22 protein-coding genes are annotated in these 23,668 nt (G+C 68.7%); 1 reads left to right on the forward strand and 21 read right to left on the reverse strand.

All coding sequences use genetic code 11. The annotated features are described in order from the left end of the window. Nucleotides 1–19: 19 nt before the first annotated feature. The 11 genes from CFN17_RS04840 to pyrR form a co-directional block, all read right to left on the reverse strand. Nucleotides 20–1,306, reverse strand: coding sequence for a phosphopantothenate--cysteine ligase family flavoprotein (locus CFN17_RS04840; RefSeq protein ID WP_208750228.1), 1,287 nt, complete (start codon nucleotides 1,304–1,306; stop codon nucleotides 20–22). 52 nt (nucleotides 1,307–1,358) lie between these two features. Then, complete coding sequence (gene rpoZ / locus CFN17_RS04845; RefSeq protein WP_018773134.1) at nucleotides 1,359–1,619, reverse strand: DNA-directed RNA polymerase subunit omega; 261 nt, start codon at nucleotides 1,617–1,619, stop codon at nucleotides 1,359–1,361. A gap of 44 nt (nucleotides 1,620–1,663) precedes the next feature. Further along, nucleotides 1,664–2,233 (reverse strand): guanylate kinase, encoded by a 570-nt coding sequence (gene gmk, locus CFN17_RS04850; protein ID WP_208750229.1) that lies wholly within the window; start codon nucleotides 2,231–2,233, stop codon nucleotides 1,664–1,666. 56 nt (nucleotides 2,234–2,289) lie between these two features. After that, complete coding sequence (gene mihF, locus CFN17_RS04855; RefSeq protein WP_208750230.1) at nucleotides 2,290–2,607, reverse strand: integration host factor, actinobacterial type; 318 nt, start codon at nucleotides 2,605–2,607, stop codon at nucleotides 2,290–2,292. A gap of 191 nt (nucleotides 2,608–2,798) precedes the next feature. After that, complete coding sequence (gene pyrF, locus CFN17_RS04860; protein ID WP_208750231.1) at nucleotides 2,799–3,665, reverse strand: orotidine-5'-phosphate decarboxylase; 867 nt, start codon at nucleotides 3,663–3,665, stop codon at nucleotides 2,799–2,801. Next, nucleotides 3,658–6,957, reverse strand: coding sequence for a carbamoyl-phosphate synthase large subunit (gene carB, locus CFN17_RS04865; RefSeq protein ID WP_208750232.1), 3,300 nt, complete (start codon nucleotides 6,955–6,957; stop codon nucleotides 3,658–3,660). Before carB ends, pyrF begins: the two co-directional genes overlap by 8 nt. Next, the gene (gene carA, locus CFN17_RS04870; RefSeq protein ID WP_208750233.1) at nucleotides 6,957–8,258 is read right to left on the reverse strand and encodes a glutamine-hydrolyzing carbamoyl-phosphate synthase small subunit; all 1,302 of its coding nucleotides are present in this window, start codon (nucleotides 8,256–8,258) and stop codon (nucleotides 6,957–6,959) included. Before carA ends, carB begins: the two co-directional genes overlap by 1 nt. Beyond that, nucleotides 8,239–8,757 carry a hypothetical protein gene (locus CFN17_RS04875; protein ID WP_208750234.1) on the reverse strand — a complete coding sequence of 173 codons (519 nt, stop codon included), beginning with the start codon at nucleotides 8,755–8,757 and terminating at the stop codon, nucleotides 8,239–8,241. Before CFN17_RS04875 ends, carA begins: the two co-directional genes overlap by 20 nt. Further along, nucleotides 8,757–10,133, reverse strand: coding sequence for a dihydroorotase (locus tag CFN17_RS04880; protein ID WP_208750235.1), 1,377 nt, complete (start codon nucleotides 10,131–10,133; stop codon nucleotides 8,757–8,759). The genes CFN17_RS04875 and CFN17_RS04880 overlap by 1 nt, the downstream gene beginning before the upstream one ends. Beyond that, the gene (locus CFN17_RS04885) at nucleotides 10,133–11,188 is read right to left on the reverse strand and encodes an aspartate carbamoyltransferase catalytic subunit (RefSeq protein ID WP_208750236.1); all 1,056 of its coding nucleotides are present in this window, start codon (nucleotides 11,186–11,188) and stop codon (nucleotides 10,133–10,135) included. Before CFN17_RS04885 ends, CFN17_RS04880 begins: the two co-directional genes overlap by 1 nt. Next, nucleotides 11,185–11,799 carry a bifunctional pyr operon transcriptional regulator/uracil phosphoribosyltransferase PyrR gene (gene pyrR / locus CFN17_RS04890; RefSeq protein ID WP_208750237.1) on the reverse strand — a complete coding sequence of 205 codons (615 nt, stop codon included), beginning with the start codon at nucleotides 11,797–11,799 and terminating at the stop codon, nucleotides 11,185–11,187. The genes CFN17_RS04885 and pyrR overlap by 4 nt, the downstream gene beginning before the upstream one ends. 135 nt (nucleotides 11,800–11,934) lie before the next feature. Here pyrR and CFN17_RS04895 point away from each other — a divergent pair, with 135 nt between their 5' ends. Beyond that, nucleotides 11,935–13,164: a PrsW family intramembrane metalloprotease gene (locus CFN17_RS04895; protein ID WP_208750238.1), complete on the forward strand. Its 1,230-nt coding sequence runs from the start codon at nucleotides 11,935–11,937 to the stop codon at nucleotides 13,162–13,164. A 72-nt stretch (nucleotides 13,165–13,236) separates the two neighbouring features. Here the strand turns inward: CFN17_RS04895 and nusB are convergent, their stop codons facing one another. The 10 genes from nusB to alaS all read right to left on the reverse strand — a co-directional run bounded on the left by nusB (nucleotide 13,237) and on the right by alaS (nucleotide 23,666). Further along, nucleotides 13,237–13,647 carry a transcription antitermination factor NusB gene (nusB, locus tag CFN17_RS04900; RefSeq protein WP_208750239.1) on the reverse strand — a complete coding sequence of 137 codons (411 nt, stop codon included), beginning with the start codon at nucleotides 13,645–13,647 and terminating at the stop codon, nucleotides 13,237–13,239. Next, nucleotides 13,647–14,210, reverse strand: coding sequence for an elongation factor P (gene efp / locus CFN17_RS04905; protein ID WP_208750240.1), 564 nt, complete (start codon nucleotides 14,208–14,210; stop codon nucleotides 13,647–13,649). Before efp ends, nusB begins: the two co-directional genes overlap by 1 nt. 152 nt (nucleotides 14,211–14,362) lie before the next feature. Next, nucleotides 14,363–14,881, reverse strand: a complete 519-nt coding sequence (locus CFN17_RS04910) for a lipopolysaccharide assembly protein LapB (RefSeq protein ID WP_208750241.1) — start codon at nucleotides 14,879–14,881, stop codon at nucleotides 14,363–14,365. Beyond that, nucleotides 14,881–15,972 carry a 3-dehydroquinate synthase gene (aroB, locus tag CFN17_RS04915; protein ID WP_208750242.1) on the reverse strand — a complete coding sequence of 364 codons (1,092 nt, stop codon included), beginning with the start codon at nucleotides 15,970–15,972 and terminating at the stop codon, nucleotides 14,881–14,883. The genes CFN17_RS04910 and aroB overlap by 1 nt, the downstream gene beginning before the upstream one ends. Continuing rightward, nucleotides 15,969–16,580 (reverse strand): shikimate kinase, encoded by a 612-nt coding sequence (locus tag CFN17_RS04920; protein WP_208750243.1) that lies wholly within the window; start codon nucleotides 16,578–16,580, stop codon nucleotides 15,969–15,971. Before CFN17_RS04920 ends, aroB begins: the two co-directional genes overlap by 4 nt. Continuing rightward, nucleotides 16,580–17,779 (reverse strand): chorismate synthase, encoded by a 1,200-nt coding sequence (gene aroC, locus CFN17_RS04925; protein ID WP_208750244.1) that lies wholly within the window; start codon nucleotides 17,777–17,779, stop codon nucleotides 16,580–16,582. Before aroC ends, CFN17_RS04920 begins: the two co-directional genes overlap by 1 nt. A 26-nt stretch (nucleotides 17,780–17,805) precedes the next feature. Next, on the reverse strand, nucleotides 17,806–18,711 hold the full coding sequence (locus CFN17_RS04930; protein ID WP_208750245.1) for a shikimate dehydrogenase: 906 nt from the start codon (nucleotides 18,709–18,711) through the stop codon (nucleotides 17,806–17,808). Then, nucleotides 18,708–20,396, reverse strand: a complete 1,689-nt coding sequence (mltG, locus tag CFN17_RS04935; protein ID WP_208750246.1) for an endolytic transglycosylase MltG — start codon at nucleotides 20,394–20,396, stop codon at nucleotides 18,708–18,710. Before mltG ends, CFN17_RS04930 begins: the two co-directional genes overlap by 4 nt. Further along, on the reverse strand, nucleotides 20,393–20,977 hold the full coding sequence (gene ruvX / locus CFN17_RS04940; protein ID WP_208750247.1) for a Holliday junction resolvase RuvX: 585 nt from the start codon (nucleotides 20,975–20,977) through the stop codon (nucleotides 20,393–20,395). The genes mltG and ruvX overlap by 4 nt, the downstream gene beginning before the upstream one ends. A 10-nt stretch (nucleotides 20,978–20,987) precedes the next feature. Next, nucleotides 20,988–23,666, reverse strand: coding sequence for an alanine--tRNA ligase (alaS, locus tag CFN17_RS04945; RefSeq protein WP_208750248.1), 2,679 nt, complete (start codon nucleotides 23,664–23,666; stop codon nucleotides 20,988–20,990). Nucleotides 23,667–23,668 lie beyond the last annotated feature (2 nt).

The raw sequence follows: 23,668 nt of genomic DNA on the forward strand, positions 1-23,668 counted from the left end.
GACTTTGCTTACGCCGGGCTCAAGCCGGCGGGACAACCCGGCTCAACTCGGCGCTGATCCGGTCTATCACAGCGGCCGCGACGTCGGACTTGGAACCCGACGCCTCTTGGGGTTCGGAGCCGGCACGCGAAAGGATGGCCACGGTGTTGGTGTCCTCACCGAAGACCAAGTCCCGGCCCACCTGGTTGACCACCAGCAGGTCACAGCCTTTCCGGCGCAGCTTGGCCAGGGCGTACTCGAGGACGTCCCCGCCGGCGTCGCCGGTTTCGGCCGCGAAACCGACAATCAGCTGGTTGCGGGCCGCGGCGTCGCGGACTTCGACCAGTTCGCGCAGGATATCGGGGTTGCGGACCAGGTTGATGACGGGATCCGCGACGTCGTCGCGCTTCTTGATCTTGGTCCCGGAGACGTCCGCCGGGCGGAAGTCGGCCACGGCCGCGGCCATGATGACGACGTCGGAGTCGGCGGCCGCGTGCAGCGCCGCCTTGCGCAGCTCCAGCGCCGTTTCAACCCGGACAAGTTCGACGCCGGCAGGCGCGGGGACCTCCATGTGGGCGGCGAGCAGCCGGACCCGGGCGCCGGCGTCGCGCGCGGCGGCAGCGAGGGCGACGCCCTGCTTGCCTGAGGAGCGGTTGCCGAGGAACCGGACGGGGTCCAGGGGTTCGCGGGTGCCGCCGGCGCTGATGGTGACGGTGAGCCCGGCCAGGGGCCGGGCCGCCGGGGCAACGGGGCCGCCCGCGCCGGGAGTGGCCGGCGCGGTGCCGGCAGCGGCCGGAAGCGCCGCGGCGAGGGTCATGGCGGCGGCGAAGATCGCCTCCGGTTCGGGCAGGCGCCCAAGGCCGGAGTCGCTTCCCGTCAGCCGGCCGCTGGCCGGTTCCAGCACAGTGATGCCACGGCTGCGCAGCGTCTCGACGTTGGCCTGGGTGGCCGGGTGCTGCCACATTTCGGTGTGCATGGCCGGGGCCATGATGACCGGGCAGTCGCCGGCCATCAGCAGCGTGTTGGTGAGCAGGTCATCGGCCTGGCCGGTGGCCGCACGGGCCAGGAGGTCCGCGGTGGCCGGGGCCACGACGATCAGGTCGGCCTCGTGGCCGAGGCGGACGTGGTTGACCGTGTGGACGGCATCGAAGACGCTGTTGCTGACGGGGTGCCCGGAGAGGGCCTCCCAGGTGGCGACGCCGACGAAGCGGGTGGCCGCCTCGGTGGGGATGACGGTGACGTCATGGCCGGCTTCAGTAAAAAGCCGGAGGAGCGATGCCACCTTGTAGGCGGCAATCCCTCCCCCGACTCCGAGGACTATGCGCACGTGATCTCCGTCAGCAGGCAGTCTGTTTACTTTGCTCTTCCCGCAGGGGAAATTACTCTGCGGTTTCGATCGGCGTGGAAACGAGCTTGCCTTCGTTGATCTCACGCAGCGCGATCGAGAGGGACTTCTCGTTCAGCTTCGTGTCGACCAGCGGTCCGACGTACTCGAAGAGGCCCTCGTGCAGCTGGGCGTAGTACGCGTTGATCTGGCGTGCGCGCTTGGCACCGAAAATCACCAGTCCGTACTTCGAGTCGGCGGCCTTCAGCAGCTCGTCGATCGGCGGGTTGATGATGCCTTCAAGGTTCGTGGACACGAATTCTCCAAATTCTAACGGGCCGGTACGTCCCGGCGCCTGAGCTACGGGTTCGGGGTCAGCCCCATGAGTGAAACAAGCTCGTCCGCTGCCCGACGAACGTCATCGTTGATGACGGTGTGGTCGAACTCCGGTTCAGCGGCAAGTTCTAGTCTAGCGGTTTCCAGCCTCCGCTGTTGTTCCTCGGCCGTTTCCGTGCCGCGGCCGACCAGCCGGCGGACCATTTCGTCCCAGCTCGGGGGCGCCAGGAACACAAACTGGGCGTCCGGGACGGCCTGCTTGACCTGCCGAGCGCCCTGCAGGTCGATCTCCAGCAACACGGAGCGGCCCTCGGCAATGGCGGCGTCAACGGTGCTGCGCAGCGTGCCGTAGCGGTTGCGGCCGTGGACCACGGCCCATTCGAGCAGTTCGCCGTTCTCAATGAGCGAGTCGAATTCCTCGGCGGACTTGAAGAAGTAGTGGACACCGTCCTGCTCCCCCGGCCGCGGCGGGCGGGTGGTGGCCGATACGGAGAGCCAGACGCCGGGGTAGTTGTCCCGGATGTAGGTGGACACGGTGCCTTTGCCGACAGCCGTCGGGCCGGCGAGGACTGTCAGTCCCGTTTTCTTGCTCACATATTCCTTTGGGCGGTCGTGGGGCAGCCGGGCGGGGCGAGGTGGTGCCAGCCGGGCTATTTGTCGTCAATAAAATCTACCAGCGCCCGGCGCTGGTGGATTCCCAGCCCGCGGACGCGCCGGGACTGGGCGATGCCGAGCTGGTCCATGATGGCCGCTGCCCGGACCCGGCCGATTCCAGGCAGGGCTTCGAGCAGTTCCACGATCCTCATGCGGGCGATGGCGTCGTCGGTTTCGGCGGAACTGATGACGCCGGCGATGGTCAGCTGCCCGGTCTTGAGCCGCTCCTTGGCCTGCGCCCTGGTGGCCCTTGCGGCAGCGGCCTTGCGAAGGGCGTCGGAACGCTCCTGCGGCGTGAGGGGTTTCAAGCTCACTGAAGTCCTCCCTGCATGGCCGGACCGCGAAACCGGCGCGATGGCCGGCGGGCACCCTTGCCCCGACCGTGGTCCTGTCCTGAACCTACCGTCTGGCGGCGGCAGAAATCAATGGAAATCTGCGCGCGTCCCGGGACCGGCGCACCGGTCCCGGGACGCTTTTGGACGCTCTTGGACGGTTCCTCGCCGCGTCAGTCCGCGAGGAGCTCCTCGAGGGTGCGCCGGGCGGCGCCCCGCAGGGCCGACGGCGACGGTCCGGCGCCCAGGATGTCCCGGCTGGAGGTGCCCAGGACCTGGGGGTACGCCGCCCCGAAGGTGCGGCGCAGGTCTTTGGCCGTCGCACCCTGGGCGCCGAGGCCCGGGGCCAGGATCGGTCCGCGGACCGCCGCGAGGTCGAGGTCCAGTTCGGTGAGGGCGGACCCCACGGTGGCGCCGACCACGAGGCCGACGGATCCGAGGGCACCGTCATAGCGGCCGTTTTCCGCCGCGGCCGCCGCCGTGATCCGGCGCGCCACAGAGTCCGCGCCGCCGACGTGCTGCACGGACGCGCCTTCCGGGTTCGAGGTCAGCGCGAGGACGAACACGCCACGCCCGGTCCCGGCCGCGAGGTCCAGTGCCGGCCTGAGCGACTCGAAGCCCAGGTACGGGCTGAGGGTGACCGAGTCCGCGGCCAGGGCGGACCCGTCCCGCAGCCAGGCGTCGGCGTAGGCGGCCATCGTGGAGCCGATGTCGCCGCGTTTGGCGTCCGCGATGGTCAGCACCGAGGCCTCGGCCGCGGCGGCCAGGGTGCGTTCGAGCACGGCGATCCCGGCGGAGCCGTGCCGCTCGTACAGTGCCACCTGCGGCTTGACCGCGGCAGCGAGGGAACCCACGGCCTCCAGGACGGTCAGCGAGAAGCGTTCCAGCCCGGCGGCGTCGTCCGTCAGGCCCCAGCTTTGCAGGAGGGCCGGATGCGGGTCGATGCCGACGCACAGCGGGCCGCGCTCCGCCATGGCCCGGCCCAGCCGGGAGCCGAAGGACTCCCGGCCGGCCGGTTCTGCGGGGCGTGCCTCAGGCATTCTGCAGGGCCTTCAGGTACGCGGCGTGCTCCTGCAGGCTGGTGACCGACCACTCGTAGGTGCGCAGTGCCTCGATGGCCTGGACGGCGGCGTTGAACTCGGCCACCGTGGTGATGCACGGAATGCCGATGGACGTGGCCGCCGCACGCAGTTCGTACCCGTCGCTGCGGGCTTCGCCGCCGGAGGGCGTGTTGAAGACCATGTCGATCTCGCCGGCGACGATGAGGTCGGCAATGGTGCCCTCCCCCTCGGCGCTGGACCCCTCGGCGACCTTCCGGACCGGGGTGGCCTGGATGCCGTTGCGGCGCAGGACGTCCGCGGTGCCGCCGGTGGAGACGATCTCGAAGCCGAGGTCGGAGAGCCGCTTGACGCCCATGATCACCGAGCGCTTGTCCCGGTTCGCCACGGAGACGAAAATCTTGCCCTCCGTGGGCAGGGCGTTGTTGGCGGCCGACTGGCTCTTCGCGAAGGCGGTGTCGAAGTGCTTGTCGATGCCCATGACCTCGCCGGTGGAGCGCATTTCCGGTCCGAGCAGCGAGTCGACCACCTTGCCCTCCAGGGTGCGGAAGCGGCTGAAGGGCAGCACGGCTTCCTTGACCGAGACCGGGGCTTCCAGCGGCAGGGTGGAGCCGTCGCCGGTTTCCGGCAGCATCTTGTAGGCGCTGCGGAGCTGGTTGATGGTGACGCCGGTGCCGATCAGGGCAGCGGCCTTCGCCATCTGGACGCCGGTGGCCTTGGACACGAACGGCACGGTCCGGGAGGCGCGCGGGTTGGCTTCCAGGACGTAGAGGACGTCGGAGGCCAGGGCGAACTGGATGTTGATCAGGCCGCGGACGCCGACGCCTTCGGCGATGGCCAGGGTGGCGGTGCGGACCCGGTCCAGGACGTTGTTCCCGAGGGTGATGGGCGGCAGGACGCAGGCGGAGTCGCCGGAGTGGATGCCGGCTTCCTCGATGTGTTCCATGATGCCACCGAGGTACATCTCGGTGCCGTCGTAGAGGGCGTCGACGTCGATTTCGACGGCGTCTTCCAGGAACCGGTCGATCAGGACCGGGTGCTCCGGGGTGATTTCGGTGGCGTTGGCGATGTACCGGGAGAGGTTGGCCTCGTCGTAGACGATCTCCATGCCGCGGCCGCCCAGGACGTAGGACGGACGCACCAGCACGGGGTAGCCGATTTCGTCGGCGATCTTCTTGGCGTCCTCGAAGGACACGGCGGTGCCGTTCTTCGGCGAGACCAGCCCGGCCTCGTCCAGGACGCGGGAGAAGGCGCCGCGGTGCTCGGCGAGGTCGATCGCCTCCGGGGAGGTGCCCAGGATCGGCACGCCGGCGTCGGCCAGCTGCTGGGCGAGCTTGAGCGGGGTCTGGCCGCCAAGCTGGACGAAGACGCCCAGGACGCCGCCGGTGCGCTCCTCGGCCGCGATGACCTCAAGGACGTCCTCCAGGGTGAGCGGTTCGAAGTACAGGCGGGTGGAGACGTCGTAGTCGGTGGAGACGGTCTCCGGGTTGCAGTTGACCATCACGGTTTCGTAGCCGGCCTTGCGCAGCGCCATGGAGGCGTGGACGCAGGAGTAGTCGAACTCGATGCCCTGGCCGATCCGGTTCGGCCCGGAGCCGAGGATGATCACGGACGGCTTGGCGTGCAGCGCCACCTCGTCCTCCAGGTCGTAGGAGGAGTAGTGGTACGGGGTGTAGGCGGCGAATTCGGCGGCGCAGGTGTCCACCGTCTTGTAGACGGGGCGGATGCCCAGGGCCTGCCGGACGCCGCGAACCACGTCCTCCGAGTTGTGCGTCAGGGCGCCGATCTGCCCGTCGGAGAAGCCGTGGCGCTTGGCGCGCTGCAGCATGTCGAGGGTCAGGGCGCCGGAGGTGCGGATTTCGCGGGAGATCTCGTTGAGCAGCTGGAGCTGGTCGAGGTACCAGGGGTCGATCTTGGTGGCTTCGAAGAGCTGTTCCACGGTGGCGCCGCCGAGCAGGGCGCGCTGGACCTGGTGCAGGCGTTCCGTGGAGGGCCCCTTGGCCTTTTCGATCAGGTCCGCGACTTCCCATTCCGGGACGTGGCTGAAGTCCAGCTGGGAGCCCTTCTGCTCCAGGGAGCGCAGGGCCTTCTGCAGGGCCTCGGTGAAGTTCCGGCCCATGGCCATGGCCTCGCCCACCGACTTCATGGTGGTGGTCAGGGTGGGGTCGGCGGCCGGGAACTTCTCGAAGGCGAAGCGCGGGACCTTGACGACGACGTAGTCCAGGGTCGGTTCGAAGGACGCCGGGGTCTTCTGCGTGATGTCGTTGGGAATCTCGTCCAGGGTGTAGCCGAGGGACAGCTTGGTGGCGATCTTGGCGATCGCGAAGCCGGTGGCCTTGGACGCAAGGGCCGAGGACCGGGAGACGCGCGGGTTCATTTCGATGACGACGACGCGGCCGGTGTCGGGCTGAACGGCGAACTGGATGTTGCAGCCGCCGGTGTCGACGCCGACTTCGCGGATGACCGCGATGGAGATGTCGCGCAGCCGCTGGTACTCGCGGTCGGTCAGGGTCAGGGCCGGGGCCACGGTGATGGAGTCGCCGGTATGGACGCCGACGGGGTCGAAGTTCTCGATCGAGCAGACCACCACGACGTTGTCGTTCTTGTCCCGCATCATCTCGAGCTCGTACTCCTTCCAGCCGAGGATGCTCTCTTCGAGCAGCACCTCGGAGGTGGGGCTGTACTGCAGGCCCTGGCCGACGATCCGGCGCAGGTCCTCCTCGTCGTACGCCAGCCCGGAGCCGAGTCCGCCCATGGTGAAGGAGGGGCGGACGACCATCGGGTAGCCGAGGTCCTCGGCCGCGGCGAGTGCCTCGTCCATGGTGTGGATGATGTGGCTGCGGGCCGACTCGGCACCGCAGCGCTCCACGACGCCCTTGAACTTCTCGCGGTCCTCACCGAGCTCGATCGCGGCGATGTTGGCGCCGATCAGTTCCACGTTGTACTTCTCCAGCACACCGTTCTTGTCCAGCGCGATGGCCGTGTTGAGGGCCGTCTGGCCGCCGAGGGTCGGCAGGAGCGCGTCGGGGCGCTCCTTGGCGATGATCTTCTCGACCACTTCGGGAGTGATCGGCTCCACGTACGTGGCGTCGGCGAACTCCGGGTCCGTCATGATGGTGGCCGGGTTCGAGTTGACGAGGATGACCCGCAGGCCTTCCTCCTTGAGGACGCGCAGTGCCTGCGTGCCGGAGTAGTCGAATTCGGCCGCCTGGCCGATCACGATCGGGCCGGACCCGATCACCATGACGCTCTTGAGGTCAGTTCTCTTGGGCATTACTTCTTGTCCTCAGTCTTGGAATCGGTGGCGGTCTTGGTGTCGGGCTCAGCCTTGGCGGAAACGTCCGCCATCAGGTCGATGAAGCGGTCAAAGAGGTACGCGGCGTCGTGCGGGCCGGCGGCCGCCTCGGGGTGGTACTGCACCGAGAACGCGGGGATGTCGAGGCAGGCGAGGCCTTCGACGACGTCGTCGTTGAGGCTCACGTGGCTGACCTCGACCCGGCCATAACGCTCTTCGGGTGCCTGGGTGGCGCCGTTGAGCGGGGCGTCGACGGCGAACCCGTGGTTCTGCGAGGTGATTTCAACCTTGCCGGTGCGGCGGTCCATGACCGGCTGGTTGATGCCGCGGTGGCCGTAGCGCAGTTTGTAGGTACCGAAGCCGAGCGCGCGGCCCAGGATCTGGTTGCCGAAGCAGATGCCGAAGTACGGGATCTTCTCGTCCAGGACCGAGCGGAGCAGCTTCACCTGGCTGTCGGCGGTGGCGGGGTCGCCCGGGCCGTTGGACATGAAGACGCCGTCCGGGTTGACGGCCTGGATGTCGGCGAGGGTGGCGGTGGCGGGCAGCACGTGCACCCGGACGCCGCGTTCGGCGAAACGGATAGGGGTCATGCGCTTGATGCCTAAGTCGATGGCGGCGATGTTGAAGCGCGGTTCGCCGTCCCAGCCGAAGTCCTTGGGTTCCACCGTGTAGGCGGTGTCCACGCTGACTTCCTCGGCGAGCCGGGAGCCTTCCATGCGGGCGCTGGCCAGGACGGCGTCGATCAGTTCCTTGTCCGGGGCCTGGGCGGCGTCGCCGGAGAAGATGCCGGCGCGCATGGTCTTGTGTTCGCGCAGGTGGCGGGTGATGGCGCGGGTGTCCACGCCCTGGATGCCGACGATCCCCTGGTCGGCGAGTTCGTCATCGAGGGACCGTTCGGAACGCCAGTTGGACGGGCGGCGGGCGGCGTCGCGGACGATGTAGCCGGCCACCCAGATGCGCCGGGACTCGGCGTCGTCGGTGTTCACGCCAGTGTTGCCGATGTGCGGCGCCGTCTGCACCACGAGCTGGCGGGCGTAGGAGGGGTCCGTGATGGTCTCCTGGTAGCCGGTCATGCCGGTGGCGAAGACTGCCTCGCCGAGGGCCGTGCCGGTGGCGCCGTAGCTGGTGCCGCGGAAGATCCGGCCGTCTTCGAGGACGAGGACCGCGGGCGTCACTGTGTTTTCTGTCGTTTCCGTCGTTTCTGTCACGTCTGTCTTCTTCACTTCTGCGTTCGTCGCTGGCTGGGATTCCGTCACGTCGTTACTTTCCACTATCGGCATCTGCCTGGGGGGCTGCGGAGATCAATTCCTGCAAAGCCGTCTGAAGGGTTGTCTTGTCATCGGCACGCCGCGTCCTGAAGCCGGAGTCCAGCTCGCGGGAGCCGAGCATCCAGCTGAGCACCAGCAGGCCGTCCTTTTCCACGAACTTCCCGGCCATGCCGCTCTCCTGCCGAACGCCGGTGAGGCGGCCGGCCGGGATGAACACCGGGCCGGCGCCGGAGCGCTCGAACAGGACGCCTTCCGGGTGCACGCTGAGTTCGGCGCTGGTGCGGATGCCCAAGTTGTGGACGGCGATCCGGTCCAGCCAGTCGCCGGCGGTGGTGGTGGCCACGTACTGGCCGTCAGCGGACGCCAGCGCGGCGCCCAGGTCCGCGGGGACTTCGGGGAGCGGTTCGATGTCGGACTGGCGGCGGAGGCGGTTGCGCCAGCCGAGACCGAGCAGCGCGATGACCGCCGCGGCGAGGCCCAGCATGAGGAGCCCGGGGAGCAGCCTGTCCATCAGGGGCGGCCCGCCGGTGCGGCGTCGGCGTCGGCGTCGGCGGCCGGCCACCGGTACGGGCTGTTGAGCCTGCCGTCCAGGACGGTGGGATGGCCCTTGAAGAACGTCGCCACCACCTTGCCGGGAAGCTCCCGGCCGGCAAACGGAGAGTTACGGCCCATGGTTGCCATCTTAGAAGGGTCCACGGTCCAGCGCGCAGCCGGGTCCACGAGTGTGACGTTGGCCGGTTCGCCGGGTTCCAGCGGCCGGCCCTGGTCCTGCAGCCGGCCGATCGCGGCGGGGGCCGTGGAGGTGACGCGGGCGAAGTCCGCCCAGTCCATGAGCCCGGTTTCGATCATGGTGTGCTGGACCACCGAGAGCGCCGTTTCGAGCCCTGTCATGCCCATGGCGGCCTGCGCCCATTCGCATTCCTTGTGTTCGCTCGGGTGCGGGGCGTGGTCGGTGCCAACGACGTCGATCGTCCCGTCGGCGAGGGCGGCACGGAGGGCCTGGACGTCGGCGTCGGTGCGCAGCGGCGGGTTGACCTTGTAGACGGGGTCGTAGCTGCGGGCGAGTTCGTCCGTGAGCCAGAGGTGGTGCGGGGTGACCTCGGCCGTGACGTTGACGCCGCGGGACTTGGCCCAGCGGATGATCTCCACGGACCCGGCGGTGGAGACGTGGCAGACGTGCAGCCGGGAGCCGACATGCTGGGCCAGGAGGACGTCGCGGGCGATGATGCTCTCCTCGGCGACGGCCGGCCAGCCGGTGAGGCCGAGGACCGCGGAAACCTCGCCTTCGTTCATCTGGGCGCCGGCGGTAAGGCGCGGTTCCTGCGCATGCTGGGCGACGACGCCGTCGAACGCCTTGACGTATTCGAGGGCGCGGCGCATCAGCACCGGGTCGTGGACGCAGATGCCGTCGTCGGAAAACACGCGGACCCGGGCGCGGGAGTCGGCCATGGCGCCGAGTTCGGCGAGCTGCTCCCCGGCCAGGCCGACGGTGACGGCGCCGACCGGGCGGACGTCCACCCAGCCGGCGGTGCGGCCGAGGGTCAGGACCTGTTCGACGACGCCGGCGGTGTCCGCCACCGGGGTGCTGTTGGCCATTGCGTGCACGGCCGTGTAGCCGCCCAGGGCGGCGGCGCGGGTGCCGGTCTCGACTGTTTCCGCGTCCTCGCGGCCGGGTTCGCGCAGGTGGGTGTGGATGTCCACCATGCCGGGCAGGGCCACGAGCCCGGCGGCGTCGATGACTGTCGCGTCGCCCGCGTCGAGGTCCCGGCCGCGGGCGGCGATGACACCGTCGCGGATCAGCAGGTCCTCGGCGGCGCCGCCCAGGATCGCGGCACCGCGGATGAGGTAGGCGCCGCTGTCGTTGGCGTTCTGTTGCTGGTCGGCCATCAGTGGCCCTCCTCGTGGGAAGAAGTTGCGTTCGGATTGGCGGCAGGGGCCGCGCCGGCCGGAACCAGTGCCGCGGTGGCCGCGGCCGGTTCGCGGGTGTCTCCGGAGAGCAGCAGGTAGAGGGCTGCCATGCGGATGGAGACGCCGTTGCGGACCTGGGCCAGGACGGTGGAGCGGGGTGAGTCCGCGGCGGCGGACGAGATTTCCAGGCCGCGGTTCATGGGGCCCGGGTGCATGATGATGGTGTCCTTGAGGCCCAGGCTGTCCAGGGCGCGGAGCCGGTTGTCATCGAAGCCCCAGCGCCGTGAGTATTCGCGGGTGGTCGGGAAGAAGGACGCGTTCATGCGCTCGCCCTGGACGCGGAGCATCATCATGGCGTCCACGCCCTGCGCGAGGGTCTCGTCGAGGTCGAAGCTGACGGCGCAGGGCCACTTTTCGACGCCGATCGGCAGCAGCGTGGGCGGGGCCACGAGCGTCACCTCGGCGCCCAGGGTGCGCAGCAGCCAGACGTTGGACCGCGCCACCCGGGAGTGCAGGACGTCCCCGGCGATCGCGACCCGCATGCCGGTGAGGTCGGCGCCGGCCGACGGCACGCCGGCAAGCCGCGCCCAGTGGCGGCGCATGGTGAAGGCGTCCAACAGGGCCTGGGTGGGGTGTTCGTGGGTGCCGTCGCCGGCGTTGATGACGGCGGCGTCGATCCAGTCCGTGGCGGCGAGCCGGTGCGGGGCGCCGGAGGCCCAGTGCCGGATGACGACGGCGTCGGCCCCCATGGCCGCGAGCGTCTGCGCGGTGTCCTTGAGCGACTCGCCCTTGGAGACGGAGGAGCCTTTCGCGGCGAAATTGATGACGTCCGCGGAGAGCCGTTTGGCGGCGGCCTCGAAGGAAATGCGGGTCCGGGTGGAGTCCTCGAAGAAGAGGTTGACCACGGTGCGCCCGCGCAGGGCAGGCAGCTTCTTGACCTCGCGCTCCCCCACTGCCGCCATTTCCTCGGCGGTGTCGAGGATGCGGACGGCGTTGGCGAGGCTGAGGTCCTCGGTGGAGAGCAGGTGCCTCATGCGGTGACCTCGATAACCACTTCGTTGACGGGGGCGCCACTGTTTTCCCCGCCTGCTGCCGAATCAGTTTCCTCCAGCCGGACCCGGACCTTCTCGGCCGAGGAGGTGGGCAGGTTCTTGCCGACGTGGTCGGCGCGGATGGGCAGTTCGCGGTGGCCGCGGTCGATCAGGACGGCGAGCCGGACAATCCTGGGCCGGCCGAGGTCCACGAGGGCGTCCAGGGCGGCCCGGATGGTGCGGCCGGAGTAGAGGACGTCGTCGATCAGCACAACCACTTTGTTGTCGATCCCGGTCCGCGGCAGCTGGGTCGGATACGGCGGGCGCGTGGGCTGGTGCGAGAGGTCGTCGCGGAACATCGTGACGTCGAGCTGGCCGACGATCGCGGCGGCGTCCACACTGGGATCGGCGGCGGCGATTTTGGCGGCGAGGCGCACGGCGAGGGGGTAGCCGCGGCGCGGGATGCCGAGCAGGACCAGGTCCTGGGAGCCCTTATTGGCCTCAAGAATTTCATGGGCGATACGAGTAAGCGCGCGGTCGATGTCAGCCTGGTTGAGGACAACCCGGTTGAGCACAACTTTCGCCGGACCCGGTGCAGATGGCACGGAAGTCAAAGCTCGTCTCCCCTTTCCCCGCCTCACGGGACGGAATTAAAAAAGGATTGTTTGCCCTTTCAAATTACCACAGCGGGACTCGCGCCCTCCGCCGTCGGACTGCGTTTAACCTCACATCCACATAGGCTCGGTGCCATGACGACGAACGAACCGCAGCCGGGGCCGGGCCGGCCCGTCAACCCGACGTGGCTGGGGCAGATCCGGCCGGAGGACTACCGGCAGGCGCCGGCCAACCCCGCGGGCCGGTTCCAGCCGGCGTTCCCGCCCGGTCCTGCGCCGGTCCGGGCCCGCCGCAGCACCGCCGGCGCGCTCGGGCTCGTGCTGGCCGGCGGACTCCTCGCGTTCACCAGCATTTTCCTGGTGCTGCCGTTCCTTCTCGCCAGAACCGGCGTCTCCGGCTTCATCGTCGGCTTCGTTGCCTCGCTGATTCCGCTGGGGACCGTCCTGTTGACGGTGCGCTTCATTGACCGCTGGGAGCCGGAGCCAAGACAGCTCCTGCTGTTCGCCTTTGCCTGGGGATCGGTTGTCTCCATCGCGGTCACGATGCTGATCCAGCCCTATTTCTCCTTGGTGGCGGGGCCCGCCTCGGGGCTGGACTACACCACGTTCGCCGTGACGGTGCAGGCCCCGGTCGTGGAGGAATTCGCGAAGTCCCTCGGGCTGCTGCTGCTCCTGCTGTTCGCACGCAAGGAGATCGACGGGCCGGTGGACGGTGTGGTGTTCGCGTTCACGATCGCGGCCGGCTTCGCGTTCACGGAGAACATCCTCTACTTCGGCCGCGCGATCGCCGAATCCAGCGATCCCGGCACGGACCTGGCGATGGTGTTCTTCCTCCGCGGGGTCATGTCGCCGTTCGCCCACGCCATCTTCACCGGCACCACCGGCATCATCATGGGATTCGCCGCGCGGCGCGGCAGCAACGGGCCCGCGGCGCTGGCCTTCGTCGCCGGCCTTGTCCCCGCGATGCTGCTGCACAGCGCCTGGAACAGCATGGGCCGGGATTTCCTGGCCCAGTACGTGTTTGTGCAGGTGCCGATCTTCCTCGTGGCCGTACTGGTGATCATGCTCCTGCGGGTGGCAGAACGCAGGCTCACCCGGCAGCGGCTCGCCGAATACGCGGCCGCGGGCTGGTTCAGCGCGGCGGAGGTGGACATGCTGGCCACCGGCCGCGGTCGCCGTGCTGCGCTGCGCTGGGCCAAGTCCGTGGGCAGGGGCGCGCAAATGAAGGCGTTGCTCGCCGCGGCCACCCGGCTGGCCTTCACCCGGCAGCGGATCCTCACGGGCCGGGACGTGCCGGCCGGCCTGCGCGACGAGCAGCACCAGCTCGCCGAAATCGCCGCGCTCAGGGCCGCCGTCATCGGTTAGGTGCCCGCGGGAAGACCAAAGAACCCCGCCCGGAATGTCCCGGGCGGGGTTCTTGTGGCTGTTGCTTCACGGCTAGGCCAGCAGCGACGGCTTGAGCTGCTGGAGCCGGCCGAGGAGCCCGTTGATGAACGACGGCGACTCATCCGTGGAGAGCGTCTTGGCCAAGGCCACTGCTTCGCTGACGGCGACGCCGTCAGGGACGTCGTCGTTGTAGAGCAGTTCCCAGGTGCCGATGCGCAGGATGATGCGGTCCACCGAGGGCATGCGCTCCAAGGTCCAGCCCTGCGAATAGGTCTCCAGGAACTCATCGATGGCCGCCTGGTGGGAGACGACGCCTTCGATGATTTCCAGGGTGTAGGGATTGACGATCTGGTCGGTCTGCTCGCGGCGGGACTTCAGTACGTCGAACGCCGAGGCCGAGCGCTGCTCGGCTTCAAAGAGGACATCGAGGGCCCGGTTTCGGGCCTTACCGCGGGCACTCACTAGTCGTTGACCCGGCCGAGGTAGGAACCGTCGCGGGTGTCGACCTTGACCTTGGTGTTGTTCTCGACGAACAGGGGCACCTGGATTTCGTAGCCGGTCTCGAGGGTGGCGGGCTTGGTGCCGGCCGAGGAGCGGTCGCCCTGCAGGCCCGGCTCGGTGTAGGTGATTTCGAGCACGACGCTGGGGGGAAGTTCGATGTAGAGCGGGTTGCCTTCGTGGATGGCGATGTTGACCATCTGGTTCTCGAGCATGAAGTTGGTGGCGTCGCCGACAGTGGCGGCCGGGACCGTGAGCTGGTCGAAGTCCGAGGTGTCCATGAAGACGAAGTCGGCGCCGTCCTGGTACAGGTACTGGTAGTCGCGGCGGTCAACGGTGGCGGTCTCGATCTTGAGCCCGGCGTTGAAGGTCTTGTCGACGACCTTGCCGGACATCACGTTGCGCATCTTGGTGCGAACGAACGCGCCGCCCTTGCCGGGCTTGACGTGCTGGAACTCGATGACGTTCCAAAGCTGGCCCTCAAGCTTCAGGACGGTTCCGTTCTTGATGTCGTTAGTGGTTGCCACTGTTTCCTCTTAGTTTCGTCTCGGGTATCAGGCCGGTCCTGCCGGCCGGACGTTCTATGCCGGGCCGGCATGCCAAGCGGCCGCCAGCGCGTATTTGTCAAAAAACCAAGATCTATTCTACCGGTTCCGGCGGACTGCTGGCCGACGGCGGCTCAGGGCTGCTGTTCGAGCACTTCCCGGGCGCGCTGCAGCGCCACCGTGGAGGCGTAGATCAGGGCGGCGTCGGCGGCTCCGGCCACGCGCAGGTCGAGGGCTTTGGCGAAGGATTCCACCGCGGCGCCCACGTTGCCGCCGGCGAAGTAGGACCGGCCGAGGTGCTGGCGGACGGCAGCTTCCTCGAGAGTGCCCTGCGTCTCGGCCAGGAGCTGGCGGAAGACCTCCACGGCGCGGTCGAACCGGTTCGAGACCCGGAGCACATCCGCTTCGAAGATCCGCAGCCGGAGCGAGTCCGGGTCCTTGTAGCGTGCCTCGGCGAGGAGCTCGGCGGCTTCGGCCGCGCGACCTTCGACGATCCGGACGAAGACCAGGTCCCCGGGATCGTCGGAGGCCGCCAGCGCCTCGGCCAGGGCCTCGTCATTGACGATCTGGGGCATCAGGCTCTCGGGATTGATCCGGACTCCGGGGAATCCGGCGTCCGGCCATTCGCTTGTGCCGCCCTTGACCATGATCATCAGGAGGCAATCTCCTGGTAGGCGGCGAACAGCAGCGACGTGTCCGGGACGTCAAGGATGCCGGGGCGGCCGACGCCGTCCAGCACCACGAAGCGCAGCAGGTCGCCGCGCGACTTCTTGTCCCGGCGCATCCCGTCCAGGAGGGCCTGCCAGCGGTCCCGGCGGTAGGTGATGGGAAGGCCGAGGCTTTCCAGGATGCTGCGGTGCCTGTCGGCGTCGGTGTCGCTGAGCCGGCCGACGCTGCGGGCGAGTTCCGCCGCAAACATCATGCCCACCGAGACGGCGGCACCGTGACGCCAGGAGTACCGCTCGGCTAGTTCGATGGCGTGGCCCAGGGTGTGGCCGTAGTTCAGGATCTCGCGCTGGCCGGTTTCCTTGAGGTCCTCGGAGACCACGCGGGCTTTGACGCCGATGGCGCGTTCGATCAGTTCCCGCAGGATCTCCGACTGAGGATCGGTCACCGCGGACGGGTCCTTTTCGATCAGGTCCAGGATGGCGGGGTCGGCAATGAAGCCGCACTTGATGACCTCGGCCATGCCCGAGATGATCTCGTTCTTCGGCAGCGTGTCCAGCGTGTCCAGGTCCGCGAGGACACCGGCGGGCGGGTGGAAGGCGCCCACAAGGTTCTTGCCTTCGGCCGTGTTGATGCCGGTCTTGCCGCCGACGGAGGCGTCCACCATGCCGAGCAGGCTCGTGGGCATGTGGATGACCTTGACGCCGCGCAGCCAGGTCGCGGCGACGAAGCCGGCAAGGTCCGTCACGGCGCCGCCGCCGACCGCGACGATGGCATCGGAGCGGGTGAAGTCGTTTTGTCCCAGGACCTGCCAGCAGAAGGACGCCACCTCGATGTGCTTGCCTTCCTCGGCGTCCGGGATTTCGGCGGTCAGGGCGGTGAAGCCGGCCGCGGCCAGTTCCTCCCGGACGGTGTCACCGGTCAGCCGCAGCGCACGGGGGTGGATGACCAGCACGCGGCGGACCCGCTCCCCCAGCAGGCCCGGCAGGTTGGCCAGGAGGCCGCGGCCGACTACGACGTCGTAGTTTTCGGCGGGCGTCTGTCCGGTCACTTTGATGACGGTTGATTCGGTACTCACTGTTGAACTTCCTTTATCGGCGCCGGAGCGGGCACGGCGGCGGTTTTCGCCGCGGCGTACTCTTCCAGCGCATCTTCCAGGCGGTGCGCGAGCTCCGGAACGCTGCCGTTCCGGACATCGAGGACGAGGTCGGCGAGCCGTTCGTAGACCGGCTGCCGGGTGGCGAACAGGGTCAGCCACCGGCCCATCGCGTCGCCGGCCAGGAGCGGCCGGCCGGAATTCTTGGCGATGCGTTCTGCCACGGTCTCGGCGTCGCATTCGAGGTACACCACAGTACAGCGTCCCAGCAGCTGCTGCGTCCCGGAGTCCAGCACGGCGCCGCCGCCCAGGGAAATGACGGCGTTGCTGCCCCGCGCCGCTTCAATGGCGTGCGCCACGGCACGGGCTTCCAGCTCACGGAAGGCGTGCTCTCCGCGGCTGGCGAAGATCTCGGCGATGGTTCCGTGCTGTTCGACCACGACGGCGTCGGTGTCCACAAACGCTGACCCGAGGTGCTGCGCGAGCTGGTGGCCGATCGCCGACTTGCCGACGGCCATCGGTCCGATCAGGACCACGGGGCCGACGGCTCGTGCTGCGGCGGGGGTCCAGCCGGTGTTTCCGGCCGGCACTAGCGGCCGATCGAGTCCAGGGACGCCGGGATGTTGTCCAGGTAACCCTTGATGTTGCGTGCGGTCTCCTCCACGGAGTCACCGCCGAATTTTTCGGTGACGGCCTCGGCGAGCACCAGGGCCACCATGGCCTCGGCAACCACGCCGGCGGCCGGGACGGCACAGACGTCGGAGCGCTGGTGGTGGGCTTTGGCGGCCTCCCCCGTGCTGACGTCGACCGTCTTGAGCGCGCGCGGCACGGTGGCAATCGGCTTCATGGCCGCGCGGACGCGCAGGACGTCACCGATGCTCATGCCGCCCTCGATCCCGCCTGCGCGGTTGGACGTGCGGACGATCTTGCCGTCAGCATCCTTGACGATCTCGTCGTGGGCGGCCGAACCGCGGCGGGCGGCGGTGAGGAAGCCGTCGCCGACCTCAACACCCTTGATGGCCTGGATGCCCATGAGGGCCGCGGCCAGGCGCGAGTCGAGGCGCCGGTCCCAGTGCACGTAGCTGCCAAGCCCCGGTGGCAGGCCGTAGGCGAGCACCTCGACGACACCGCCAAGAGTCTCGCCTTCCTTGTGCGCGACGTCGACCTCGGCGACCATGGCGTCCGACGTCTCGCGGTCGAAGCAGCGCAGCGGGTCGGCGTCGAGGGCAAGCACGTTCTCCGGCACAGGCAGGGGCCGCCCTTCGGGCACGGCGACACTGGCGATGGAGACGGTGTGGGAGACGAGCTCGATGCCCAGCTGCTTGAGGAACGCGGCGGCGACCGTGCCGAGGGCTACCCTGGCAGCGGTTTCGCGGGCGCTGGCACGCTCCAGCACCGGGCGGGCCTCATCGAAGCCGTATTTCTGCATGCCGGTGAAATCGGCGTGTCCGGGCCGGGGCCGGGTGAGCGGGGCGTTCCGGGCCTGGTCGGCCAGGATGTCCGGGTCGACCGGGTCCGAGGACATGATCTGTTCCCACTTGGGCCATTCGGTGTTGCCCACCTGGACGGCGACGGGGCCGCCCTGGGTCAGGCCGTGGCGTACGCCGCCGAGGATTGTGACGACGTCCTGCTCGAACTTCATCCGGGCGCCGCGGCCGTAACCGAGCCGCCGGCGGGCCAGGGCCTCGCTGATGTGGGCGCTGGTGAGTTCGACACCGGCGGGCACGCCTTCAATAATTCCGACCAGTGCCGGGCCATGGGATTCTCCGGCAGTCAACCAACGCAACATAGATTCCATCCTGCCATGTCGGGGGCTTAGAACACCCGTCGGGGCGCCCCGACTGCGTCACACATCACATCTATGACTCCGGCCGGCATTGCCTGACCCAGCCCGGTGAAAAGCCGGACCTGCTCCACGGCCTGGTAGATGAGCATTTCCAATCCGGGGACCACGGTGCCGCCGGCGTCCTGCCAGGCCGCGGCGATCCTGCTGGGCCACGGATCGTAGGCGACGTCCAGGAGGACACCGGGGCCGCCGGTGCCGGGTAGCCGTCCCGGGTAGTGGTCCCCTGCGGGCAGGTCCGCGAGTTCTCCGGCCAGCGTGTCCGCCGCGCGCGGCGGCAGGGTGGAGATGACGACGTCGGCGGCGGCCACTGCGGCGGCCGCCCCGGCGAGGGGCAGGACCTGGATGGGGAGCCCGACGGCGGCGGAGGCCGCGCGGGCTTCGGCGGCGCGGCCGACATCGCGGACGAACACCGCGGCTGAGACGGATCCCAGTTCTTTGAGGGCGGCGATGGCCGCGGCCGCGGTGCCGCCGCCGCCCAGCACGGCGGCAGTTGGCGCCGGGGCCGCTCCCGCGTGCCGGAGCGCGTTGACGATTCCGGCGACGTCCGTGTTGTACGCCACGAGCCGGGGTGCGCCGGCGTCGGATTCGAAGGCAACCGTATTGACCACCCCGAGCGCGCGGGCCACGCCGCGGACCTCGTCGACTTCGGCCACCATGGCGGTCTTGAGCGGCATGGTGACCGAAAGCCCCCGCCATGATCCGTCCGCACGGGCCTCATCCCGGACCCGGCGCATGAACTCCGGCAGTGCAGCCTCGGTGACGTCAGTGGCGGAGTACGCATAGTCCACGCCGAGGTAGGCATAGGCGGCCCGGTGCAGCGCCGGCGACTTCGAATGGCTGATGGGATGGCCGAGTACGGCCGCCCGCAGCGTCATACGCAGCGTCCCGGGTTGGCCTCGCACCAGGCGTTGTACTGCGCGACGTAGCCGTTGTGCTCGGCCAGGGTCTTGGAGAACTTGGTCTCCTTGGTGTCGAGGTTGATGGTGACCCAGTAGAGGTAGTTGTTGGCCTTGGGCTTAGCGGCGGCGTCGATGGCCGTCTTGCCGGGCGACCCGATGGGCCCGGCGGGCAGGCCCTGGTTGGCGTAGGTGTTGTACGGATTCGACTTGTCCGCTTTCTGGGCCTCGTCGATGTGGAAGCTGCGGATGCCCAGGCCATACGTCACCGTCGCGTCGGACTGGATCAGACCGTTCGTTTCGGTGTTGTTGGGCTTAAGCCGGTTGTAGATCGCGCCGGCCACATCACCGTACTCAGCCTGGCCGCCTTCGGCCTGGACGATGCTGGCGACAGTCACGACGTCGTACTGCTTGGCGGGATCGGTGACGCCCTGTGCCTTGAGTTCGTCCAGGGTGCTGCCGACGAGCTTCTGCAGGATGTCCTTGGCCGAGGTCCCCAGCGGGAAGCGGTACTCCCCCGGGGCCAGGAACCCCTCGAGGTTCTTCGCCTTGGCCGGGACGCCGAACTGTGCCGGTGCGTCGCTGAGGGCCTTCAGATCAGGAACCGGTATCCCGGTGCCTTCGGAGATGGCCTGGAGCGACTCGCTGATCCGCAGGCCGGCATTGAGCGCGAAGTACATGACTTTGCCCTGGCCCTTGTTGAGCAGGATGTCCACGGCGTCGGAGTTCTTCATTTCCTGGCGCATGGAGAAGGTGCCCGGGCTCAGGGCGCCGCCCGCGGCGCTGAATGCCTTGAGGAAGGTGTCGGCGTTCGCCACGACCTTTTTCGACTCGAGTTCGGTGGCGACGGATTTCGGTCCGGCGCCGGGCGCGACCGTAATGGAGACGTCGCCGGTGCCGGGGCCCGGGTAGTCGGCCACCGTGTCGCCGCCGAGGAGCGGCTTGAGGAACTGCGCGCCGACGGCGATCGCCACGACGAACACGGTGAGCGTCAGCACCAGCGCGAGGAAGCGGCGCCGGCGGCGGATTTTCTTGGACGGGGCCTTGTCGTAGCGGACCGCTCCGGCCATGAGGTCGTCGTTGTGTTCGTCGTAGGCATGGGCGGCCTCGTCGTGGGGGTGCGGCGCATAGCGGTCGTAGTGGCCGGCATCGCTGGCGCCCTCGTCGTGGTGGGCTGCGTAGCCGTGCTGTCCCGCCGTGGCATAGATGACCTCTTCGCGGGCAGGGACGTCGTGGACCGAATTGTCGCTGACCGGAATGTCGCGGACGTGGATGATCTGTGTGAAGTCCTCGCGGGCCGGGGCGGCTGCCGCGGCGTCGCTCACGGCCTCTTTGGCCGCGGGTTCTTCGTGCACGGTCTCCTCGTGCACGGTCTCCTCGGGCACGGTCTCCTCGTGCACGGTCTCCTCGTGCACAGTCTCCTCGTGCACAGTTGGCGCGGAGTCGGGAAGCTCAGGGGCCGCTTCGGGTGCGGCCGGCGCGGGGTCCGGTTCCGATCGCGGGGCCGGGACATCTTGTCCCGTTTCGAACGCCTGGGGCGGGATCACGCTGTGTCCCTGGGTGGCCAGGAGTTTTTCCCGGGCCCTGATCTCTTTGCGCGTCAGCGGTCGGCCGGCGCCGCCGAGGGCGTCACCGGAGGAGTCATCACTGTTGACCGGGCTCACTTTAGCCTTCCATGTTCTGAAGAGTGCGTCTGTACTGCCGGGCCGGACTGTGCGCCGTCTCCGGTCGGCCCCGGCGCAGACTCCGCGTAGACGCGGTTTCCGACCTCCGTTCCCCTGGCCTTTTGCATATCAATCGCATGCTGCAGAATACCTGCCGCCGCAACCTGATCAACCACTGTACGGTGATTCTTGCTGCTCATGCCAGCTTCGTGCAGGGCGCGGTGCGCGCTCACAGTGCTGAGCCGTTCGTCCACCAGGCGCACCGGCACGTCGGATCCGGCGTCCTGCAGAGACAGCGCCAGCAGCTGCGCATATTCCGTGGCCATCCGGGCCGAGGCGTGTTCTTCGCCCTTCATGGTGCGCGGCAGTCCCACGAAAATCTCGACGGCCTCCAGTTCCGCCGCCAGCGCGGCCAGAATGCGCACATCCGTGTTCTTTTTCACGTTCCGCTGCAGCGTGCGCAGCGGTGTCGCCAGGATTCCGTCGCGGTCACAGACGGCCACGCCCACGCGGACGGTGCCGACGTCCACCCCGAGCTTCACGCCCCGGGGATAGACGCCGGCCGCGGCACCTTCAGTCATGGAGGGTCCGCTATCGCCGGGTAATGGCGTCCACGACGGCGCTGAGGGCGGCGCCGACCTTGGTGGCATCCGTGCCGCCGCCCTGGGCGACGTCGTCCTTGCCTCCGCCGCCGCCGCCGAGGACACCGGCGGCCAGGCGCACGAGGGCACCGGCCTTGACACCGGCGGCCCGGGCCGCTTCGTTGGTGGCGATCAGGACCACGGGGCGGTCGTTGCTGACCCCGGCGACAGCAACAGCTGCGGCCTCGGAGCCGAGGCGGGCCCGCAGGTCCAGTGCCAGGCCGCGGAGGTCGTCGGCGCCGCTGACCTGGCCGGCATCGTGGGCAATGACCTTGACGCCGGCGGCGTCCCTGGCGGTGCCGACCAGCTGGGCGGCCGCGGCGCTGAGCTGTTCCTTACGCAGGCGCTCAAGTTCCTTTTCTGCGGTCTTGAGCTTGGTCAGCGTGGCGGCGATCCGGTCCGCGAGGAGTCCGGAGGGCACCTTGAGCATTTCCGTGAGCTCGGTGACGAGGGCACGTTCGGCGGCGAGGTGCCGGAAGGCGTCCATCCCCACGAAGGCTTCCACACGGCGGTTTCCGGAACCGACGGACTGTTCGCCGAGCAGGGACAGGCTGCCGATCAGGGCGGTGTTCTCGACGTGGGTGCCGCCGCAGAGCTCACGCGACCACGCGCCGTCGATCTCCACGACCCGGACCTCGTTGCCGTAGTTCTCGCCAAACAGCGCCATGGCGCCGAGGGCCTTGGCCTCGGCGAGGCCCATCACCTTGGTGTCCACCCGGAAGTTGTTGCGGATGGCGATGTTGGAGACTTCCTCGATCTCGGACCGGGTGGCGGCGCTCAGGCCCTCGCCCCAGGCGAAGTCGAAGCGCAGGTACCCGGCCTTGTTGAAGGAGCCGCGCTGCAGGGCTTCCGGGCCGAGGATCTGGTGCAGGGCTGCGTGGACGATGTGCGTTCCCGTGTGGGCCTGCTCGGCGGCGTGCCGGCGTTCCCGGTCGACGGCGGCCTGGACCAGGGCGTCCGCGGCGATTTCGCCTTCGCGGACGATCGCCTTGTGCACGCTCAGGCCCTTGACGGGGCGCTGGACGTCCAGGACCTCAACAACGAAGCCGTCGCCGGTGATGAGGCCGGTGTCGGCGGCCTGGCCGCCGGCCTCGGCGTAGAACGGCGTCTCGGCCAGGACCAGTTCGATTTCCTCGCCGGTGGAGGCCTGCGCGACTTTCCGGCCGCCGGCCAGGATGCCGCGGACCTTGGATTCGCCCTGGAGTTCGGTGTAGCCGGTGAAGACAGTCTCGCCCTGGGCCAGGAGCTCCTGGAACGCGCTGAGGTCGGCGTGGGCGCCCTTCTTGCCCTTGGCGTCGGCCTGGGCGCGCTGGCGCTGTTCGAGCATGAGCTTGCGGAACTCGGGCTCGTCGACCTTGAGTCCGGCCTCCTCCGCCATTTCGAGGGTGAGGTCGATCGGGAACCCGTAGGTGTCGTGAAGGGCGAAGGCGTCGGCGCCGGAGAGCGGCCGGCCGGCGGACTTGGATTCCTTCACGGCGTCCTCGAGGCGGGCCGTGCCGGAGGCGATGGTGCGCAGGAAGGCTTTCTCTTCCGCGTAGGCGATCCGGCTGATGCGCTCGAAGTCGGTCTCCACGATCGGGTAGACGCCCTTCATGGCGTCCCGCGAGGCCGGCAGCAGCTCCGGCAGGCAGGCCTTCTCCACGCCGAGCAGGCGCATGGAGCGCACGGCGCGGCGGATCAGGCGGCGCAGCACGTACCCGCGGCCCTCGTTGGACGGGGTGACGCCGTCTGCGATCAGCATGAGGGCCGAGCGGATGTGGTCGGCGACGACGCGCATCCGGACGTCGTCGGTGTGGTGCGGGTCATCCGGGGTTTCGGCGGAGGTGTATTCCTTGCCGGAGAGTTCGGATGCCTTGTCGATCACGGGCCGGACCTGGTCGGTCTCGTACATGTTCTCGACGCCCTGCAGGATCAGCGCGAGGCGTTCCATGCCGAGACCGGTGTCGATGTTCTTCTTGGGCAGCTCGCCGGTGATGTCGAAGTCGACTTTCGAGCGGACGTTGTCGATCTGGTACTGCATGAACACCAGGTTCCAGATCTCGATGTACCGGGTCTCGTTGGCGATCGGTCCGCCCTCGACGCCGTAGGCGGGGCCACGGTCGTAGTAGATCTCCGAGCAAGGGCCGGCCGGACCGGGCTGGCCGGTGGACCAGTAGTTGTCGGCCTTACCCATCCGCTGGATGCGCTCGGCGGGTACACCGGTGTTCTTCAGCCACAGTTCCTGGGCCTCGTCGTCTTCTTCGTAGACGGTGACCCAGAGCCGCTCCGCCGGGAGGCCGTAGCCGCCGTCCTCAACGCTGGTGGTCAGCAGCTCCCAGGCGAACTTGATGGCGTCTTCCTTGAAGTAGTCGCCGAAGGAGAAGTTGCCGCACATCTGGAAGAACGTGCCGTGGCGGGCGGTCTTGCCGACTTCCTCGATGTCACCGGTCCGGATGCACTTCTGCACGCTGGTGGCCCGGGAGTAGGGGGCCTCCTCACGGGCTGTCAGGTACGGGATGAACGGGACCATGCCGGCCACCGTGAACAGCAGGGAGGGGTCGCTGGAGACCAGGGAGGCGGAGGGCACGGCGGTGTGTCCCTTGCTGACAAAAAAGTCGATCCAGCGCTTGGTGATCTCCTGCGACTTCATGA

Source organism: Arthrobacter sp. PM3, from assembly GCF_003352915.1.
Taxonomy (GTDB): Bacteria; Actinomycetota; Actinomycetes; order Actinomycetales; family Micrococcaceae; genus Arthrobacter.

Excerpts from the sequence above, each read along its gene's own strand:
- pyrF (WP_208750231.1), bottom strand. The coding sequence starts at position 3,665 with ATGCCTGAGGCACGCCCCGCAGAACCGGCCGGCCGGGAGTCCTTCGGC.
- carB (WP_208750232.1), bottom strand. The coding sequence starts at position 6,957 with ATGCCCAAGAGAACTGACCTCAAGAGCGTCATGGTGATCGGGTCCGGC.
- carA (WP_208750233.1), bottom strand. The coding sequence starts at position 8,258 with ATGCCGATAGTGGAAAGTAACGACGTGACGGAATCCCAGCCAGCGACG.
- CFN17_RS04875 (WP_208750234.1), bottom strand. The coding sequence starts at position 8,757 with ATGGACAGGCTGCTCCCCGGGCTCCTCATGCTGGGCCTCGCCGCGGCG.
- CFN17_RS04880 (WP_208750235.1), bottom strand. The coding sequence starts at position 10,133 with ATGGCCGACCAGCAACAGAACGCCAACGACAGCGGCGCCTACCTCATC.
- CFN17_RS04885 (WP_208750236.1), bottom strand. The coding sequence starts at position 11,188 with ATGAGGCACCTGCTCTCCACCGAGGACCTCAGCCTCGCCAACGCCGTC.
- CFN17_RS04895 (WP_208750238.1), top strand. The coding sequence starts at position 11,935 with ATGACGACGAACGAACCGCAGCCGGGGCCGGGCCGGCCCGTCAACCCG.
- CFN17_RS04910 (WP_208750241.1), bottom strand. The coding sequence starts at position 14,881 with ATGATCATGGTCAAGGGCGGCACAAGCGAATGGCCGGACGCCGGATTC.
- aroC (WP_208750244.1), bottom strand. The coding sequence starts at position 17,779 with ATGTTGCGTTGGTTGACTGCCGGAGAATCCCATGGCCCGGCACTGGTC.
- CFN17_RS04930 (WP_208750245.1), bottom strand. The coding sequence starts at position 18,711 with ATGACGCTGCGGGCGGCCGTACTCGGCCATCCCATCAGCCATTCGAAG.
- ruvX (WP_208750247.1), bottom strand. The coding sequence starts at position 20,977 with ATGACTGAAGGTGCCGCGGCCGGCGTCTATCCCCGGGGCGTGAAGCTC.
- alaS (WP_208750248.1), bottom strand. The coding sequence starts at position 23,666 with ATGAAGTCGCAGGAGATCACCAAGCGCTGGATCGACTTTTTTGTCAGC.